This window comes from Kitasatospora sp. NPDC004615, assembly GCF_042873545.1.
GTDB lineage: Bacteria > Actinomycetota > Actinomycetes > Streptomycetales > Streptomycetaceae > Kitasatospora.
Map to the genome: position 1 here is coordinate 1,235,335 of NZ_JBIALQ010000001.1, position 18,838 is coordinate 1,254,172.

At 73.3% G+C, this 18,838-nt stretch carries 6 protein-coding genes; all 6 read right to left on the reverse strand.

Going from position 1 to position 18,838, the window contains the following annotated elements:
• Positions 1–32: 32 nt before the first annotated feature.
• The 6 genes from ACFYS8_RS05575 to ACFYS8_RS05600 all read right to left on the reverse strand — a co-directional run bounded on the left by ACFYS8_RS05575 (position 33) and on the right by ACFYS8_RS05600 (position 18,812).
• The gene (locus ACFYS8_RS05575) at positions 33–1,874 is read right to left on the reverse strand and encodes a hypothetical protein (RefSeq protein WP_387636116.1); all 1,842 of its coding nucleotides are present in this window, start codon (positions 1,872–1,874) and stop codon (positions 33–35) included.
• A complete protein-coding gene (locus tag ACFYS8_RS05580; protein ID WP_387636119.1) occupies positions 1,867–7,134 on the reverse strand; it encodes a hypothetical protein in 5,268 nt (1,755 codons plus the stop codon). Before ACFYS8_RS05580 ends, ACFYS8_RS05575 begins: the two co-directional genes overlap by 8 nt.
• Positions 7,116–10,322, reverse strand: a complete 3,207-nt coding sequence (locus ACFYS8_RS05585) for a hypothetical protein (RefSeq protein WP_387636122.1) — start codon at positions 10,320–10,322, stop codon at positions 7,116–7,118. Before ACFYS8_RS05585 ends, ACFYS8_RS05580 begins: the two co-directional genes overlap by 19 nt.
• Entirely contained in the window at positions 10,319–11,479 is a 1,161-nt protein-coding gene (locus ACFYS8_RS05590) for a Kelch repeat-containing protein (protein ID WP_387636124.1), read from the reverse strand. The genes ACFYS8_RS05585 and ACFYS8_RS05590 overlap by 4 nt, the downstream gene beginning before the upstream one ends.
• Positions 11,480–11,563: 84 nt before the next feature.
• Complete coding sequence (locus ACFYS8_RS05595; RefSeq protein WP_387636127.1) at positions 11,564–16,258, reverse strand: DUF6603 domain-containing protein; 4,695 nt, start codon at positions 16,256–16,258, stop codon at positions 11,564–11,566.
• Entirely contained in the window at positions 16,251–18,812 is a 2,562-nt protein-coding gene (locus tag ACFYS8_RS05600; RefSeq protein WP_387636129.1) for a hypothetical protein, read from the reverse strand. The genes ACFYS8_RS05595 and ACFYS8_RS05600 overlap by 8 nt, the downstream gene beginning before the upstream one ends.
• Positions 18,813–18,838 lie beyond the last annotated feature (26 nt).

The window sequence follows — 18,838 nt, forward strand, 5'->3', positions numbered from 1 at the left end:
CTACGAACACCGCCCGAACTGCCGATACGACCTCAGTTCGCGGGCGCCTGAGGGGTGTCCACCAGCAGGTCGAACGCCAGCCCGCTCGCCCCCTCGCCCCGGCCCGCGCCACGCTGGGCGCCGAGCCAGACGCAGACCCGGCCGCTGCGCCACCGGGTCCGGTGGTAGGCGACGGAGAGCCGGGTGCCGGTCTGCGGGACTTCCTCCTGGTTGACGAAGTACCCGTGCGGTGTGGCGGCGTCCAGGCCCTCGCGCAGCAGCGAGGTTCGCGGCTGGACGGGCGGCAGTACGCCGACGACGTCGGGCATGGCGGCGCGTTGCAGCTGGATGGTGCGGTTGTCGCCGGGGACGTGCACGGGGATGAACGGGATCCAGTTCTCGGGGACGGAGTTCATCGCCTCGTAGGCGATCGGCGCGAGCGGCGCGTCCGGCGGGGCGGGCGGGTGGAGGCGCAGGTGGTAGGCACGGATCTCGGCGGCGACCTCGCTGCCCCGGCGGCCCGGGCCGGTGGGGCGGGGGACGGTCGCCTCGATGCCCCAGACCAGGTCGGCGGCCTCGTCGCGGATCAGCGACACTTCCTCCAGCGCGGGTCCGTCGGCGACCTTGGGCACGCTGGCGGGCAGCAGCAGGCTGGTGTCGGCGGGGGTGTCGGGTCGGGCGTCGATGGTGTCGAGGGTGTACATCGACCAGCGCTGCCAGTTCTCGTCAAGGCCGGTGCCCGCGGGGGTGATCCACAGCCGCTGTCCGAACACGTCGGTGATGGCGAGTCCCTGGATCGACGCGAGGGTGCCGACCGGTAGTTCGCACGGGAGTTGGTACCAGTTGTTGCTGTAGACCAGCGCGAACTCGAGGAAGATCAGCCGGGCCAGGTCGGTGCTGTCCGGCGACACGGCGGCGAAGTTGGTGCCGCCGTCCTCGATCGCCCACCAGCGCGGCAGTGGCATGCCGGCGTAGCGCAGCGGCGCGGGGAAGACGGTGCGGTTGATCGGCGGGAGTGGCGGTTCGGCGCCGCCGACGGGGTGGTCGGGGTCGATCGAGAAGGCGTGCCAGTCGAGTTCGCCGCCGGGGAACTCCTGCGCGGTGAGCACCTTTTCGGTGCCGTCGGGGGCGGTGCCGGCCACCGAGAAGCGGTGTTCGAGGCGGCGCGGGTCCCAGCTGTCGTCGCCGTCCGGCTGGTCGATGAGGTCGTCGAACCAGGCGACCAGGCGGGTGCCAAGGGCGTCGAGCGCGGGGTAGTGCAGGTGCAGGATGTCGTTGATGCCGTCGGAGGCGTGGCCGCCGCCCTTGATGTGCCGGTACAGCAGGTAGCCGTCCATCCGCCGTCCGGCGACGGCTTGGAGGGTGGACCAGGTCTCCGGGTCGGACACCCGCGGCGCGTCGGTGTCGGTGGTCGGGTCGGGCAGCGCGATCGGGTACATCCGGACGTACTGGCCGCGGAAGTCGAACGCGATGTTGGCCAGCACCGGGTCGCGGCCCAGCAGTTTGAGCCACCGCCGGCCGATCGCCAGCCGCAGGTCGAAGGCGATCCGGTCGCTGCCCGCCACGAAGGCCGGCGGGCGCCGTTCGGCGAGAGCTTCCAGCGGCCGGTCGTCCGGCAGTGGTTCGGCGGCGCCGTCGTCGGGGCGGAACCGGCTGGGCCGGGTGCCGGCGATCGAGTACGTCGCGGTGACGGGTGAGCCGCCGTCGGTGGCGCGGAACTCTCCGAGCTGCCACTGCCGGGTCAACAGCCAGAGCGGGTCGCGCAGTTCGGCCCGCAGCGCGCGCTGGAAGTCGGTGGTGCGGGGCCGTCCCTCCAGCCGGTTCCACACCCCGACGGCCGGGTTCGTCCGGCCGGCGAGTGCCGTGGGCAGGTCGGCGATGCGGGGCTCAGGCATGGGCGGCCTTCCAGCGCTGGTTGGCGGTCGCGAGGTCGGTGGAGATGGTGATCGGCTGCCGGGTCGCGGACATCACGGTGGCGGGCAGCAGTTGGGCGTAGGCGGTGTTGTCGAGGTGTTCGGGTTCGACGCCGCGGGTCTTCGCCAGGTCGAGCGTCTCGCCGATCGCGGCGATCAGGTCGTCGGTGTTCCAGGTTCCGGTGCGCACGGGCGGCACGACCAGCAGCATGGCCTGCGGCGGCTGGGAGTCCGGGCCGTCGTAGTGCAGCGCGATGCCGGTGGTCTCGCGGTCGGTGGGGATCACCTCTGTCCATTCGTCGAACAGCAGGCCGACCCGGGTGGTGGAGGGCAGCACCGGGTCGGGCGCGTAGTGGGCGGTGAACAGCACCTTGTCCTCGGTGATGGGCGTGTCGTCGGCGAACTCCATGGCCAGCCAGTGGTCGCCGGGCCGGAACGGCAGCTGGATCGGCGTCAACTGCGGTTCGGCGGACCCGAGCAGGGAGCCGAGCAGCCCGCCGGGGCCGCGCAGGGCGTCGCTCAGCAGCACGGCCTGTTCCCACAGCCGGGGCTTGTCGCGGACCCGGGCGATGCCGTGCGCCCAGTCGTCGATCGGGAAGTCCCGCCCGAACGGGGGCTGGGTGAGGTGCTGGACGAGCGTGCCGCTGGCGGTGACGGCGTGCTGCCAGTCGGCGGCGAGCTGCGGGTCGGGCGTGAACTCCGGTACGGCGAGGGCGTCCTGGCCGAGCAGCGCCTTGAGCGCGTCGATCGCCGCCGTGACCTGGTCCGGCCCGGTGACGGCCGCGTCGTACGCGGCGAGCGCCTGGTCCGCGCCGGCCAGCCGGGCGAGGACGTCGGTGTGCAGCGCGCCCGCGCGGTCCAGCAGGTCGCGGCAGAACAGCACCACCCGGTCCTGGAACGGCTGGAGGCTGAGGTCGGTCGGGTCGAAGGCGGTCAGCGGGAGCTTGCCGGAGACTTCGGCGAGCAGCGCGCTGAGCGTGGTGCGGACGGTCCTGGCCTCCGCCCGGAGCGAGGCCAGCTTGTTGGCGAAGGCCTGCCGCCGTCCGGCGATGATCCCGCGCAGGACGGCCGGCAGCGCGGGCAGCGGCGTGGTGGGGGTGGTGGCGATCAGCCGTTCGGCCTGTTGCAGCAGCCGGAACCGTTCGGTGGCGGAGGTGGCGAACGGCAGCGCGTCGTAGGTGGCGAGCAGCGCGTCGGCCTGGGCCAGCGCCCTGGTCATCCGGTCCGCGGCGGCGGCGACGGCGGCCAGCACGTCGCCGAAGACGCCCCGGCGCCACATCGCGAGTTCGCCCCAGCCGCTGCGGACCATGCCGAAGCCGGCGGCCGTGGTGACCAGGTTGGCGTACCCGGTGAGCAGGGTGTCGACGGTGGCGAGGATCTGGGCGCGCTGCGGCGGCGCACCGGCCGGGTAGAGCGGCGCCAGCGTGGCGAGGTAGCTCTCGACGTTGGTGCGCAGCACGTCCAGCGAGGCCCGGACGGCGGCGGGGCGTTCGCGGGGCAGCGAGACGGCGTCGTCGGCGGCCCGGTCGGCGGGGGCCGGTCCGGCGGCGGGCATCAGGTCGGTGGGGCGCAGCGGCCGGGCGGTGGTCAGCAGCGGGCGCAGCACGTTGATCAGCGGGGCGAGTTCGAAGAAGGTGATCCGTCCGGCGACCCGGTCGGTGTAGTGGATGGTCAGTTCGGCGTCGGGCCGCGGGTTGTCGAGGGCGATGACGGCGCCGGTGATCCGGTCGTCGAGGTCGGTCATGGCACTGTCGCCGGCCGGGCGGACCGCCCAGAGCAGGTCGATCGGCTGGAGGTGGAGGTCGAACTGGCTGAGGGTGCGGCTGCGGGGCTGTCCGGTGATCGGGTCGGTCCAGGTGACCTGGGCGACGACGCCGGTGGCGGGCGGCAGCAGCGCGGGCAGCCAGGCGTTGACGGCGGGTTCGGCCTGGGCGCGCGGGGTGTTGTGGGAGAGCGGGGGCGCGCCGGTGTCGGGTTTGAGGCCGGGGGTGAGGCGCAGGCCGAAGCGGTGGGTCAGGGTGGTGCCGCTGCGGGGGGTGGTGACGACGGCGGGTTCGGGTGGCAGTCCTTCCTTGGCGTAGGCGTCGAGGGTGGCGGAGGCGCGTTCGGGGTTGCCGAGCAGCGCCTGGTGGGTGCTTTCGGCGACGGCGAGGTCGGAGAGCGCGTCGTGGACGTCGAGCAGGTCCTGGACGGAGCGGTCGACGACGGCCTGCTGGGCGCCGTTGACAGTGGGCAGGCCGTCCAGGCCGAACGGGTAGGTCTGGGGTGCGTCTCCCCTGGTCAGCAGGCGGACCAGGGCGAGGCCGTCGATGACGTTGTGGGCTTCGAGCTGGCCGATCGCGAGGGGTTTGGCCGGGTCGGGCTGGTCAGTCTGGCCGGGGACGGTGTCGGCGATCCGGCCGGCCCGCAGCGGGAACTTGAGGCGCAGCGCGGCGATCAGGAAGTCGACCTCGGCCTGTTCGTGGGCGTCGTGCAGGGCGCGTTCGAGCCGGTAGCCGAGCAGCGCGCCGAGGGACTGCCCCTGCCGCATGCCGTCGAGCAGGCCGAGGGCGATCCGGACCCGGCCGGAGCTGAGGTTGACGGCGAACGAGCCGGGGTTCTGCGGTGAGCCGTTGGCGAGGTAGCCGGCCCGCAGCACGGCGGCGGTGCGGGCGTGGCCGGGTGACGGGGCGTGCAGGTGGCCGCCGTTCTTGGCGTCGTGCAGCAGTGGCCCGTTGCCCTGGAAGACCTGGGCGAGCGGCCCGGTGAGGGTGATTTCGGTGAGTGTGCTGGTGTCGCGGCGGCGGACGTCCTCCAGCCAGCCGTACACGCCGAGGTGCAGGCCGGGGGTGGCGGGGGTGGTGCCGTCGGGGCCGTAGCGAAGTTCGGCGAGGCGTTCGTTGGCGAGGCCGAGGCGCCAGGCGTCGAGCCGGTAGGTGGCGCAGTCGAGGTGTTCGGCGAGGACGCGCTCCAACCGGGCGGTGGGCAGGGTGGTCAACAGGTCGAGGGCGGTGGCCTGTTCGGCGAGGCGGGCGGTGCCGGGGGCGGTGCCGAGGACGCGGGGGATGTGGTCGACGACCAGCCGGGTCGGGTCGCCGGTGATCTCCGGCGCGGCGGAGTAGAGCCGCCGGTAGCGGCTCTCGCTGGGCAGGGTCTGGCCGGGCGCGGGGATCTTGACGTGGATGAACGCCGGGTCCGCGGCGGCCTGTTCGGCGGGGCTGGCGATGCCGGCGGCGATGGCGAGTTCGGTGGCGGCGTCGGCCCAGCCGAGCAGCAGCGCGTGCCGGGCCAGCAGGTACAGCAGCGCGGACGGCAGGTCGTCGTCGGGGAAGCCGGCCTCGGTGCGGACGGTCTCCAGGTCGGTGCGGGCGTGGGCGGCCAGCCACTGGAGGTAGTTGGCGCCGTCGGCGGTGTAGGGCCGGATCGGGTCGGTCTCGGAGAGCGGCCGGTCGTCGACGGGTGGGGCGAGCAGCGGGTGCTGGGTGTCGGTGAAGAGGCGGCGGACCAGGTCGGGGTCCTGGGCGTTGCCGGTGTCGGGGTAGCCGAAGCGGGTCAGCAGGTCGCGGATCGGCCCGGGCTGGCCCAGGCGTTCGAGGGCGGGCAGGACGGTCGAGCCGAGTGCGCCGAGGTTCTCCCGGTTGAAGATGTCCTCGACGCTGAGCGCGTACCGCTGGTAGTACTCGGCGGAGGTGGGGTGCGCGGCGAGGATGTCCAGCAGGTGCTGGTGGGCGTCGGCCCCTTGAGCGCCGAGGTGGGCGACCTTGCCGGTGGCGGCCTGCCAGTCGGCGGCGGCGGCCTGGAGCACGGTGTACAGGCCGCGGCGGTGGGGCGCGACGGGGTTGGTGTCCGGCCAGGCGAGCCGGGAGAACGCGGTGGTGGGCAGGATCCCGTAGGGCTGCCGGCCGATCTGTACGGCGGGGACGGGGCCGCGGCCGGAGACGTGGTCGAGGTAGTACTGCCGGGTCTGTTCGACGACGGCCCGGCCGAAGATCGGGTGCAGCACGGTCTGCAGCTGGTTGCCCCAGGTGGCGGGCCACAGGGCGGTGTCGGCGGCGCGGGCGTCGCGCTGGTCGGTGCTGTCGGAGTTGGCCATGCCGGCCAGGGCGGCGGGGTCGAGGCCGAGCAGTTCGGCGAACCACTGGCCGTCGGTGCGGGTGGTCCAGTCCGCCCCGGCGGCGGCGGAGCGCAGGGCGCTGTCGGCCCGCTGGGTGGGGTCGGTGCCGGCGGGTGCCTGGGCGCTGTTGTTGGTGGGGGTGCCCTGGGGCAGCAGGCCGAGTCCGGCGGGGCTGCGGAGTTGGCGGGTGAGCCGGTCGGTCAGGTCGGCGGCGGACTGCGCCGGGGTGGACTGGGCGCGCAGGCCGAGCACCACCAGCCGGTCGAGGCCGCCGGCCAGGGCGGTGGTCAGCGGGATCCGGAAGCCCATGCCGTCGGTGACGGCCCGGTCGAAGTCGGTCAGCCACAGCAGCGCGTCGGGGACGGTCAGCACGCCGGTGGTCTCGTCGACCTTCATCGGGTCGGTGGAACTCGGGTCGGGGCTGACCTGGAGGCTCGCGGGGACGGGGTTGCCGACCAGGTCGACGACCTTGGTGCCGCCGGCCCAGCCGAGCAGCCGGAACCGGTCGGGCAGCAGGCCGGCGGTGGCGGCGACCGTCCAGGACTGCGGGGCGATGCCGGTGTCGGGCGGGCGGGGCACCACGGGGAAGGCCACCAGGACGGCGTCGCCGCTCGCCAGCGGCGCGGCGTCGATGCCGGCGGGCCGGCGGGCCCGGATCGGCGCCGCCCTGGCCGGGCCGACGGCGGCGAGCAGCGCGGTGTCGGCGGCCCGCAGCTTCACCCGGTCGCCATGGGCGCGCCAGACCGCCGTCCAGTAGTCGACCGTCGGCTGCCGGTCGGCGGCGGCCAGCGCGGTGGCGGTAAGGATGACGAGCACGGTGGTGCCGGCGGGGACGGGCATCGGCCGGTCGCCGGGGTTGGCGGGCTGGTGGTTGCTCAGCAGCCAGGTCGCCCGGCCGGGGGCGATCCGGCCGACCAGTTCGTGCCAGGCCGCCCGGTCGCCGACGGGGTCTCCGCCGGTGCGCCACAGCGCGGTCCAGTAGGCGTCGAGGGCGCCGAGTTCGGCCTCGGTGGGCCGCGGTTCGAAGGTGTCGACGGACCAGTCGTCGGGGAAGACGCGGACCAGCAGTTCGGTGGCGGTGAACGTGGTCTCGATCCGTACCGGGCCGAGCAGGACGGGGAAGTCGTCGCTCAGGGCGTTGTCGGCCATACGGGGAGCATCTCCTGTGCGTGAATGGCGACCATGATCGGCGCCCGGAAGAGGATGTAGGCGATGTCGGCGGAGCTGAGCCGGGAGTACCAGAGCGGCAGCGTCGCGTCCTCGGTGTGCTGCTGCTTGGTGTCCGGGTCCTCCTCGGCGGGGTCGAGGGGCGCCAGCGGGACGTTCGTGGTGTCGGTGAACTCGACGAAGCCGGTCCCGCCCGGGTCCACGTCCTGCCAGTTGAGGTCGTTCCACAGCTCGACGGGCGGCTGCGGTCCGGGGTCCGGCTCGTTGAGGCCGAAGCGGGGTTCGCCGGGGCGTTCCTTGATGACGAAGAACCAGCCGGGGTCGGCGGGCGGATTGCCGCGCGCCTCGGCGGCGTCCAGGTCGAACCCAATCAGGTAGATGTCGGGTTCGACCTTCGCCTCGTAGAGCGGCAGCCGGACCAGGTCGGGCGTCGGGTGGTCCTCGTCGGGCAGCGGCGCGGGGATGCGTTCCCCGGTGGTGATCGGGTTGCCGGCGTCGTCCAGCGGCCAGGCCGCCTTGTGCGCGTACACGGCGGTGTTCGGGTACTTCTTCAGCAGTTCGCCGCGGACGACCAGCACCAGGTCGTCCTTCTGCGCGGTGCCGGGCTGCTGCCGGTTGTCGTTCTCGCCGAGCAGCGCGGCGGGGCCCCAGCGGTGGATCGGTTGGATGTCGTAGAGCCGTTCGCGGCGCTGGTCGGGGGTCTCGCCGGGCGGGGAGAGCGCGGCCCGCGGGTCCCAGAACTGGCGGAACGGGGTGCCGCGCTGGTCGGTCGGGTACTCGCGCCAGAGCATCAGCCGGGCCATCTCGTGGTTGAGGCCGACCAGGTACGACTCGATGAAGCGGCGGTTGTTGGCCAGCAGGGTGATCGAGTTCGCCGGGATCAGGTCCAGGTTGGGCGCGAAGACGCCCGTCGACTGGTCGAGCAGCGAGCGGTACATCGGCAGGTCGATCACCGGGTAGGCCATCGCCTCGATGAAGTTCTCGGCGAACGGGCGCAGCCGCTCCGGCACGTCCACCGACCCGAGCAGGCACCGGGGGACGGTGGTGTCCGGGTGCAGCCCCGTCAGCACCGCGTCCGTCGTCCCGGCGACGCCGAGCGGGCCCCGGGCGGGGGCCTGTCCGACGGCGCCGGCCGCGTCCCAGCCCTGGTAGAGCTCGGTGAGGGCGCCCTTGAACTGCTGCGCCTCGAGGCTGTCGACGTTTCCGCCAGTGGTCGGCGGGACGGGGTCGCCGATGTCCTTGAGGACGAAGTCCGGGCTGTGCGGCAGCGAGCCCACCGGGTCCGCCGCCAGACCGATCACGGGGTGCAGCACCTGCTCGAGCTGGTCCGGGGTGACCAGGGCGGCCGGTTTGACCTTGGGCGCGGCGGCGGTGACGGCGCCGGTGTCGGCGTCCATCCGCGGCAGCAGCGCCTCGCGGGGCTGGTCGGGCGGGAAGGTCAGCGAGCGCATCAGCCGGGCACCGGGGCGGATGAGGCGACGCATGGTGGCCGACAGCGGCGCCTCGGCGACCCGGCTGGCCGCCACCTGGAAGCCGACGGCCAGTTGCTCGGCGGCGGCGGCGATCGCCGCACCGGGCCCCGAAGTGGTGACGCGGGGGTGGGCGGGCGCGGTCAGCGTCAGGTACTTGCCGGTGGGCGGCGGCACCGCGCCGGCCGGGGCGGCGGGCGGCGACAGGTGCTTGACCTGGAGCCGGTGCCCGACCTCGCGGGCCAGCTGGGCGGCGCGGATCTTCGCGTTGGCCGTCAGGACGTCGCCGATCTGGGCCCACGCGGCGTCCATGAACTCGTCCTGCCGCGCCTGGACGACCTTGGTGCCGAAGTTCGCGGCGACCCGGTGCCGCGGGTCGAGGTTGAGCCGGTGCACCCAGTTGCGGTTGGCGGGCGAGGGCAGCGGCTGACCAGCGTCGTCGATCAGCAGGTGGTTGGTGAGCGCGTGCCAGCGGCCGTACAGCGGCGGGGTGATCACCGGGTCGACGCCGGCCGACAGCGACATCGCCTGGTCGGCGGGCAGCGCGCCGTTCGCGGCCGCCGGGGTGGCGGACTGGTAGGCCTCGGCGAGGTTGACCAGGTTGGCCAGCGCCTGCTCGAAGGGGTGCGGGTAGGGCGCGGCGGGCGCCGGCTGGTCGTAGAAGTTGTCCCAGTTCTCCCAGGCGTCGATGGGCTGTTCGGGCAGCTGGAGCGCGCCGCCGAGCTTCAGCACCCCGCCGATCGCGGCCGGGGTGGTGATCGGCGGCAGACCCGGCCCGGCCGAGCGGTGCACGTCCATGTCCCGGCGGCCGACCGCGGGGTCGGGGCGGCGCGGCTTCAGCAGCCGTACCAGGTACTCGAAGTCGCCGGTGGCGCCGGTGGTGAACGCCCACCGCTGGTAGTAGGGCAGTTGGCCCGCGCCCATGCGGTTGGGGTAGTCCGGGCCCCAGCTGGAGTACAGCGCGGCGGGCGACAGCGCCGGGTCGAACCCGAGCCCCGCGAGCCGCCCGGTCTCGAACGCCGGGACGAGGAACGCCTCGTACGCCACGTCGTGCTGGAGGTGGCGCGGGCAGACCAGCCGCGAACAGGCCCGGTCCGGGTCGGTGCGCAGGATCTCGGCGAGCTCCCCGAGCACCGGGTCACCCGGTCCGCCGAGCTCTCGCGCCACCGGATCGTCCAGCGAACCGTTCACGTGCACGTGCGCCCAGGCGCCGAGCTGGTCGGGCGGCGGGAACACGTTCGGGTTCTTGACGGTGACGAACGGCAGCGGGGTGCCGCCGCCGCCCTCCTCGAACTCGGCGGGCGCACCGTTCGCGTCCGCCCTGGCGGCGAGCACGACGAGCGCCAGCCAGGGCGCGAGCCGGTCGGTGGAGCCGTCGGCCACGGCCGGGCTGTACCGCCAGGGGAAGTCCTCGTCGTAGAACTCGATGTGCGCCAGGTAGTTGGGCTCGATGTTGGTGGTGCCCGGCAGCGGCTCCCGCCGGGAGATCGCCCGCCCCTCGACGCCGACGATGTCGCCCGGCCCGTACAGCTGCACCGCCCGTTCGACACGCTGACTCAGCGGGCTGCCGTCCAGGCCCTCACCGCTCAGCAGCAGCTTGACGGGGATGGTGGCGCGGGCCGCCGTACCCGGGTCCTGGGTGATCCGGGTGGACAGGCCGGTGCGCAGCCACGGCAGGAACGAGTAGCCGTTCGCGGTCATGCCCCACTCCCGTTGAACAGCTCGGTGGCGGCGGTGAGTTCGGTCGTCGTCGGGTCGGCGGCGGCCAGTCCGGCGCGGGCGGCGCCGCCCGCCGCGAGCACCCGGCCGTCGGGCAGAACGGCCACCGCGAAGCCCCACCGGCCGGTGGGCATGCCCGGTTGGGCGGTCCAGGCATCGGCGGCCGAGTCGTACTGGACGACGCTGCGGAAACCGGCCTCGTCGGCCTCGCTCCCGGTGCCGCCGACCACCAGCACCCCGCCGGTGCCGACCGCGACAGCGCGGTGCTGGGCGCGCCCGGCGGGCATGTCCTTGGCGGCGGTCCAGACGCCGGTGGTGAGGTCGTACTTCTCCGCCGTCCGCCGGCTGACCGGATCGAAGGTGCCGTCGTCCCCCGCCCCCGGCGCCCGGCCGCCGGTCACCAGCACGGTGGTGTCGGACAGCGCGGTCGCCTGGTGCAGGGCGCGCGGACGCAGCAGGCTGCCGGTCGGGCTCCAGGTGCCGGTGGTCGGGTCGTACAGCTCGCAGAACGCGATGGCCGGGTCCTGGCCGGTCCCGGCGGACGCGGTGCCGCCGACCGCCAGCACCTTGCCGTCCTTCAGCACCACCGCGACATGCCCCGACCGCGCGTCGGTGAGATCACCCGTCACCGTCCAGGTCCCCGCCGCCGGGTCGTACAACTCGGCGGACCGCAGCGCCTTGGTGGTGCTCCCGGACCGGACGGCGCTGCCTCCCGCCACCAGCACCTTGCCGTTCGGCAGCAGCACCGCGCTGTGCCCCCAGCGGGCCTGGTTCATCGTCCCGGCCGGCGTCCAGGTGCCGGCCACCGGGTCGTAGACCTCGGCCGACGCCAGCCCCGGCGCGGTGGATCCGCCGATGCCCCCACAGGCCAGCACCTTCCCGTCGGCCAGCGCCACCACGGCGTGCAGCCGCCGCGGCGAGGGCTGAGTGGCGGTCGCCGTCCAGGTGTCGGCGGCCGGGTCGTACACCACGGCCTGCCCGCGAGCCGCTCCGCTCGGATCGGCGCCCCCGACCGCCAGCACCTTCGAGGTCCCCTTCAGCACGACCGGCCCGTCGTGCTGCCCGTACCAGGCCGTGGCCGCGGTCAGATCGTGAGCGGCGGTCCACTTCGCTGCGGCCGGCGCGATGGTGCTGGTCATGGGGGTCGAACCTTCCGTCATGGGGGTTTACGTCATCGGGCCTCGGCGGCGGCAAACGGGTCCGCCCGGAGGCGGGTCACGTCATCAGGGCACGTACGCCTCGACGGCGACGGCCAACTCGACCGGATCCGGCCCGGGAGCCGCCGCGCCGGCCGAGGCGGTCCCGCCCGCCACCAGCACCCGGCCGTCCGTCAGTTCCACCACCGCGAAGCCGTAGCGGCCGGTGCCGAGCGCCCCGGTGGTCGTCCAGCTGCCGGCGGCGGGGTCGAGGACGGCGACGTGCCGGAAGCCCGTCTCGAACCCCGGCCCGCCCGTACCGCCGACCAGCAGCACCAGGCCGGAGCGCAGCGCCAGGCAGCGGTGTCCGCGGCGGCCGCCGCCCGGCAGGGGGCCGAAGGCGGTCCAGGTGCCGGTGGCCGGGTCCCAGATCTCGGCGGTGGCGAGGCTGCGCGGGTCGTACCCGGACGGACCGGCCACCGCGTCGCCGCCGGTGACCAGGACGCGGCCGTCGGCGAGCAGCGTGGCCTGGTGGCCCTTGCGGGCGGTGAGCAGGCTGCCGGTCGGCGTCCAGGTGCCGGCTACGGGGTCGTACAGCTCGCAGTGGGCGAGCGCCGCGTCCGGTCCGCCGGTCGGCAGCGCGCCGCCGACCACCAGGACCTTGCCGCCCTTCAGCAGGACGGCCCGGTGTCCGGTGCGGGCGTCGGTCATCGCCGGGCCGGTGGCGGACCAGGTGAGGGTGGCGGGGTCGAGCAGTTCGACGGTGGCCAGCGCCCGGCCATCGGCGCCGGTGCCGCCGGTGACCAGCACCCGGCCGTCGCCCAGCGCGGTGGCGGCGTGCCCGTGGCGGGCGGTGGCGAGCGCGGCGGTGGACGCCCAGGTGCCCGGCGCCGGGTCGTAGACCTCCGCCGAGGCGAGGACAGCACCGCCGGCGCCGAGGCCGCCCGCGACGACCACCCGGCCGTCGCCGAGCCGGCTCGTGCTGTGTCCGGTGCGGGCGGTGGCCAGGCCGGCCGCGGCCGTCCAGGTCCCGGCGACCGGATCGAACAGCGCCACCGACCCCAGCGCCGCCCCACTAACGTCCGCTCCCCCGGCCACCAGCGCCTTGCCGTTGGCCAGCCGGACCGCCTCGATCTCCCGCGCGGGCACCGGCAGCGGGCCGACGGCCGTCCAGGCGCCCGACACGGCCGGCGAGCCGACGGACTCCTCCTCGGGAATGACGTGCAGCTGGCCCGCAAGAGCACCATCGAGGCCGATCCAGTCGGCGAGGGCGTCCTCGGCGGTGGCCCGGCTGCGGAAGGTCCCGCCGGTGCCGCCGGCCGGCGGGTGCGCCTGGACGTTGTTGCGGATGTTCGCGACCACGAACCGCCGGTCGGTGAGCTGTACGGTCTGGTCGGGCGCGAACGGCTGCCGCAGCTGCGACTCCCGCTGCGAGATCGGCGACCGGCTGGTGCTGCTGCCCTGGAGCAGCTGGCCGAAGATCGCGGGGCTGACGTTCTGAAAGCGCTTCGGCGCGGCGACGGCGGATCGGGCCGCCATCGGGACGACCCGGCGGGCGGCGGCGGCCGTCGCGGGCGCGCCGCTGTCGATGATGTGCAGCTCGTACCGGGCGCTGCGGCGCACCACCCGAGGCGCCAGCAGGGTGCCGGCGGCCGCGGTCAGCTCCAGTCCGGCGTCCTGGCTCTCGTACGCGGGGCGGGAGAGTTTGGCCGCGTCGTCCAGGTCCTGGAACTGAGCCATCGCGAACCTGTCGCCGGTGACGGAGACCCTGGCGAGGCCGCTGTCGGGCGCGGGTGCGATGCCGAACCGCCGTCCGTCGCTGGGCCGTTGGGCGCCGATCCGGTCCAGCCGGACGTCCAGCGGGATGGCCCGCTGGCGGACGAACAGGGTGCCGAGCGGGTGCAGCACCAACTGGTCGGTGGGGGGCAGCTGCCGGAGGGTGACCAGCGGGTTGAAGCCGCCGGTGGGCAGCTGGGTCTGCCAGCCCTCGATCTTTCCGAACTCCCCTGCCAGCAGCGGGAGTACGGCCACCGGCGGCAGGGTGGTGTTGTGTTCCTCGCCCCAGGTGATGTCGAAGTCGGCGGAGATCTCGAAGAACAGCAGCGAGATGGAGCCGCGGCCGTGCGCCCGCCAGGGCGCGGGGCCCTCCAGCGCGAAGTTCAGGTCGATGCCGAAGACGCCGACGCCGAAGGCCTTCAGGGTGACGCCGGCGGAGATCTGGATGGTGAACGCGAACGGCGAGAAGCGGAACAGCGCGTCGAAGGAGAGGTGGCCCTCGATACGGAACCCGCCGAAGCCGAGCCGGAGTTCGGCGGCCGCGCCGAACTGCACGGTGTTGCTGGTGACGGCGAAGTAGCCGGACACCCGGATCAGTTGGCCGGGCCGGTTGAGGATGTCCACGGAGAGCCGCTTGGGCACCGGGAACGGCAGTGGCGGCGGCTTGAAGGACGGGTGGAAGCCGCCGACGGTCAGCACGAAGTCCGGTGCGTCGCCCCAGGCGACCAGCAGGCCCATCCCGCCGTCGATGGTCATCGTCAGCACGTGCGAGTCGAACAGTTCGGCGAAGAACCAGAGCCTCGACTTGTCGACCTCCAGCGCGCCCACGAAGTTCACCTGGAGCGCCAGCAGCGGCAGGTCCTCGCTGGGCAGCAGGCACTTCAGCACGCCGAGGATGGCGATGTCCCCGGGCGGGATCTCGATGACCACGCCGAGCGAGACGCTGACCAGGGTGGGCGTCCCCCAGCCGATCTTCGCCATCGGCCCGATCAGAAACCGGCCCTGCTCGGGCGGGAAGAACGTGCGCAGGTCGGAGAGGATTCGGGGGGCGTTGGCGATGACGTCCTTGGGGAACATCACCGATTCGACCGAGCCGGTCCGGACGCCTTCCGCCAGCGCTTGCAGGTTCATCGACCGGTTCAGGCCGATCAGGCCGCCGACCGCCAACAGCGTGAATCCGTAGCCGAGTTGGATGCCGGTGGAGCCGAAGTCGGTGGTGATCACGATCAGCAGCGAGAAGCCGCTGCTGCCGTCGGGCATCCGGGTGCTGATCAGGCCGATCGCCTTGAGCTCGACCAGTCCGGCGAAGTCCAGGTCGAGGGCGCCCGCGTACTCGCCGTGGTCCGGGTCGAAGGACAGGAACCCGCCGCCCTTGACCGCCCCCGCGTCCACCGACAGGCCTACGCCCTTGGGCGGTTTGAAACCGAAGGTGAGGTCGACGGGGCCGAGGTTGCCGTCGCCGCCGGAGCGGAACGCAATGTTGGCGTTGAGGCCGACCTGCTCCACCACGGCCGTGACGGGGCCGAGCCCAGCGCGGAAGGACGCGCCGAGGCCGATCGGCAGCCCGTCCGGCCCGGGTGCGACGGAGATGGTGAGGCCCTGGATCTCCAGCGGGCCGAGTTCCAGGTGCGCGGGGAGCTGGATCTCCAGGTTGGAGGTGCCGCGGAAGTAGAAGCCCTGCCGGTAGGAGAGGCCGACCGTGAGGTCGGTGCCGAGGGTGAACCCACCGGCGGGCAGCACGGCGCCGATGAAGCCGTCCGCGTCGGCCGGGGAGAGGACGAACTCCAGCCCCTCCAGGTCGAATTCGGCGAAGAAGTCGACGGCGTCGCCGACCAGCCGCACCCCGCCCCCGCCGCTGATCCGGCTCAGTTGCAGCCGCGTCCCGTCGGCCTGGCCGAACAGGACGCGCGGCTGGTCGGTCGGCCCGAACCGGTCCACCTGGACGTCGATCGAGCCCTTGGCGTGCACCGGCGCGGAGGACGACTCGAACCCGAGCACCATGTCGATGCCCCGGCCGGGGCGCACCAGCAGCGCGACGCCGCCCTGCAGGTCGAGGTCGCCGCGGATGGTGACGGCGATGTCCGGCCCGAGCTCGAACCGGAAGCCCTGCATCCCGGTGAACGAGGGCAGCAGCGCCAGCCCGGGCGGGGCGCCGTCGGCGGTGGCGGGCAGCGGCAGCAGCCGGATGGCGGCGGTCATCTCGGCCGTGGGGCTGACGCGTTGGAACAGCACGGCGGCCAGCGCCCTGGTCCGCGGCCCGAACGGGTCCGGCGTCGCGCCCTGGACGGCCAGCGCGGTGGACGGCACCACCCGCTCGCCCTTGACGTTGGCGCCGATGCTCCGCAGCAGATTGTCGAGCTGGTTGAGCACCTCCGGCTGGTCGAACGCGGCGGTGCCCCAGCCGAAGGCGTCCTTCAGCACCTGAGCCGGGTCGGCGAGCGTCCGCGGCAGGTCGCCGAGGTCGAGGGCGAGGTGCTGGTACGGCGGCCGGTTCCCGGTGGGCGGGGCGTAGCTGGACTTCACCACGCCGAGGCCGCGCAGCGCGAAGCCCAGGTTGGGGTGGTAGCGCTGCAGGTAGGTGACGACCAGGAAGTCGATCAGCTGGCCGGGGAAGAGCGTGAGGAACCCGTCCGCGCGCAGCGTGTCGGGGATGGCGGAGGCGGGCGCGTTGGCGATCGCCTGGATGCCCTTGACGAGCGCCTGCACGGCGCCGAGGGCCCGCTTGACGTCGTCCGGGGAGAACGACGCCGCCGCGGCGGCCCCGCCGTCGCCGACCGTGCCGTCGACGTTCAGCCCGCCGTCGCCGAGCAGCGAGTGCAGGCTGTCGTAGAGCGTCTCGACGGCGCCCCGCAGGTCGACGAAGGGCTGCGGGATCGCCGTGACCGTCCAGCCGAGGCGGCGCAGCAGCCCGGTGAACGCGGCGGGGGTGGCCAGCCCGTCGCGCAGCGGCAGCAGTGCCTGGCCGATCTCCGCCAGGATCCGTTCGAAGGTGCCCGGCTCACTCATGCTTCTTCTTCTCCGCCTTGGACTCCGGGTAGAACTTCCGGTCGAGGAGCGCGTGGAAGGTGGGGTCGACCCGGTTGACGATCAGCCAGGCGCAGACGTGGCAGAAGTCGGTCTCGTCCTGGCGCATCTTGCAGCGGCCGGTCGGCCGGTAGTGGGCGCCCGCGAAGGTGTCGCCGCCTTCGAAGATCCCGATCGTCCTGGCTCCCTTGCAGGGCGGGTCGAAGTCCGGGATCTTGAGCGGCGTGTCCTCCTTGGGGTTGGTGTCCTCGTGGTTCGGGTCCTGGTTGAGCGGGCTCTGGGTGATCTGGAGGAACTTGAGCACCTCCGGTTCCACCACCTGGAGCACCTGGTGCTGGTTGTCCTTCAGCGGGACGAAGACGATCGATCCCTTCACGAAGGTCGGGAACGGGGCGCTCCCCGCCCTGGTGAGGATGATCGCGCCCTCCGCCGGCAGCACCTGGCCGACGATCAGCCCTTCCATGTAGTGGGCGGGCGTGGTGTCCAGGGGGAGCTGCTGGCCGCCCGGTGCGATGCCGAAGTTGCGCACCCGCACCTCGGACAGCTGCGTCTTGACCTGCTGCCACTCCGCCGTGTTCCGGGTGCCGATGGTGAGTTTGAGGCCCTGGACGGGGCTGGTCACGTTCACCGAGTCGGCCAGCAGCATCGCGGCGGTGCTGATCCGGGGCAGCTGGAACCACTTGACCTTGGCCGGGTCGATGCGCCGGTCCGGGGCCGGGGCGACCCGCAGGAAGCCGAGCCTGGCCACGTTGTCCCCGGGCAGGTCGACGGGTTGTTCCTCGTCGGGCCCGCCGTCGCCGCGGAACTCCTCGTACTCGTCGAGCAGATTGAAGCTGTGGCCGAACTCGTGGGCGACGGTTTCGACGACTCCGGCGAAGTTCACCTCGGTGTCGCCGGGCGGGTCGCGGCGCAGCTCCCGCTTGTCCGTGGCGTTGGCGTAGACGTACGAGACCCCCTGGATGCTGTTGACCGTCTGAGCGGTCACCGTCCGGACGTTGAAGTTGGTGCCGCCGTCCACGCCGTCGTTGACGATCAGGGCGATCAGGCCCCGGCTGGGCTGGAAGTGCAGGACGTCGGGCTGCCACACGGCGCCGACCGGGACGCTCGAGCTGGTGACCTTCAGGCTGCCGACGAAGCGGAGCAGCGTGTTGGCCACGTTGAGTTCCGAGGGGTTCATGTACAGCTCGGGCGGGTGCCGGCGGACGTCCAGGGTCAGGTTCCGGGTCGGCCTGTTCCGGTAGAACTCGTACACCCGGGCGACGAAGTCCTTGACCCCTTGGTCCCCGACCGTGTCGGCGGCGGGCCTGACCACCGGGCCGAAGCCCGAGAACCGGTCGCCGGGCCGGGGGCCGAGGCGGACGCCGAAGAAGGTGTCGCGGGCGTGCAGGATCCCGACCGACTGGTGCGCCTTCCAGGCCTTGATCAGGTCGTCGTTGATCTTGGCCGGCTCGATGACGAGGTCCTGGGCCTGCCAGGTCGCCACCAGGTTGGTCCGCTGGTCGCCGCGCATCGGGAACCCGACCAGGTGGACCAGCTCCTCCAGGCTGTAGAGGTTGCCTCCGCCGATCTGGTTGGTCGGGATCGGGAAGCCGATGCCCCTCGCCTGGCCGGCGTCGATCCGCTCCTCGCCGGCGGCGACCCGGAATCCGCAGGTGACGGTGTGCTGCTGGGAGGCGGTGAAGGCCTTGAAGACGTTGAAGCTCTTGTTCAGCATGCCGTACGGCTCGTGCGCGGGCTTCTCGAACATCTCGTGGATGGCCCGGGTGACGATCTGGTCGAACTTCGGTCGGTCCTGGTCGCGGAACCCCTCGGCGAGGAACAGCACGTTGTGCTTGTCGGCCAGGGTCGTCAGGTCGTCGCCGCCCATCTCCCGGGTCACCGCGTGGTCGGCGGCGTAGTCGACCACCCACACGTTCAGCAGTTGCGCACCGCCCAGGCCGGGGAACAGCCCGGACAGCACCCAGGGGGTGCCGGGCTGGGTGGGCAGCACGCCCCGCAGGCGGCCGGTGGGCGACACGGCGAGCTGCCGGGCGTCGGCCGGCACCAGCTGGACGTACCCGTGGCCGGTGATGTCGCCGATCAGGTCCGTCCCGGTGCCGGGGTCGTCGCTGAACTTCGCGTACAGCGACGGCTGGGCGTGCGCCAGGGTGGTGTCGAGCACGGTGGTGATCGAGTCGTTGCCGAACCACCAGCCGACCACCGACTTGTGCACCTGGAGCCGGCCGACGATGTACTGGCCGCCGGTCTGGGCCTGGAACAGGAAGACCCCGGGGGTGGTGGCCGTGACCACGCCGGTGGTGTTGTCGTACACCGGCACCCCGTCGAACCGGTGGCCCTTGTCGTTGAAAGGCGCGAAGAAGTCGACCGTGCACTGACGCGGCGGGACCGGGGTGATGATGAATCCGTTCGTCGCCGGCACCGCCACCCGGCGGGTGGCCAGCGAGAGGGTGAGCGGCGGCGTTCCGGTCAACGCCATGTGCAGGTCACTGTGCGGGAACAGCAGCAGATCGGGGGTGGGGTCGGGGGGGTGGGCCACGGAGGACCTCCTGTCCAATGCTTCGC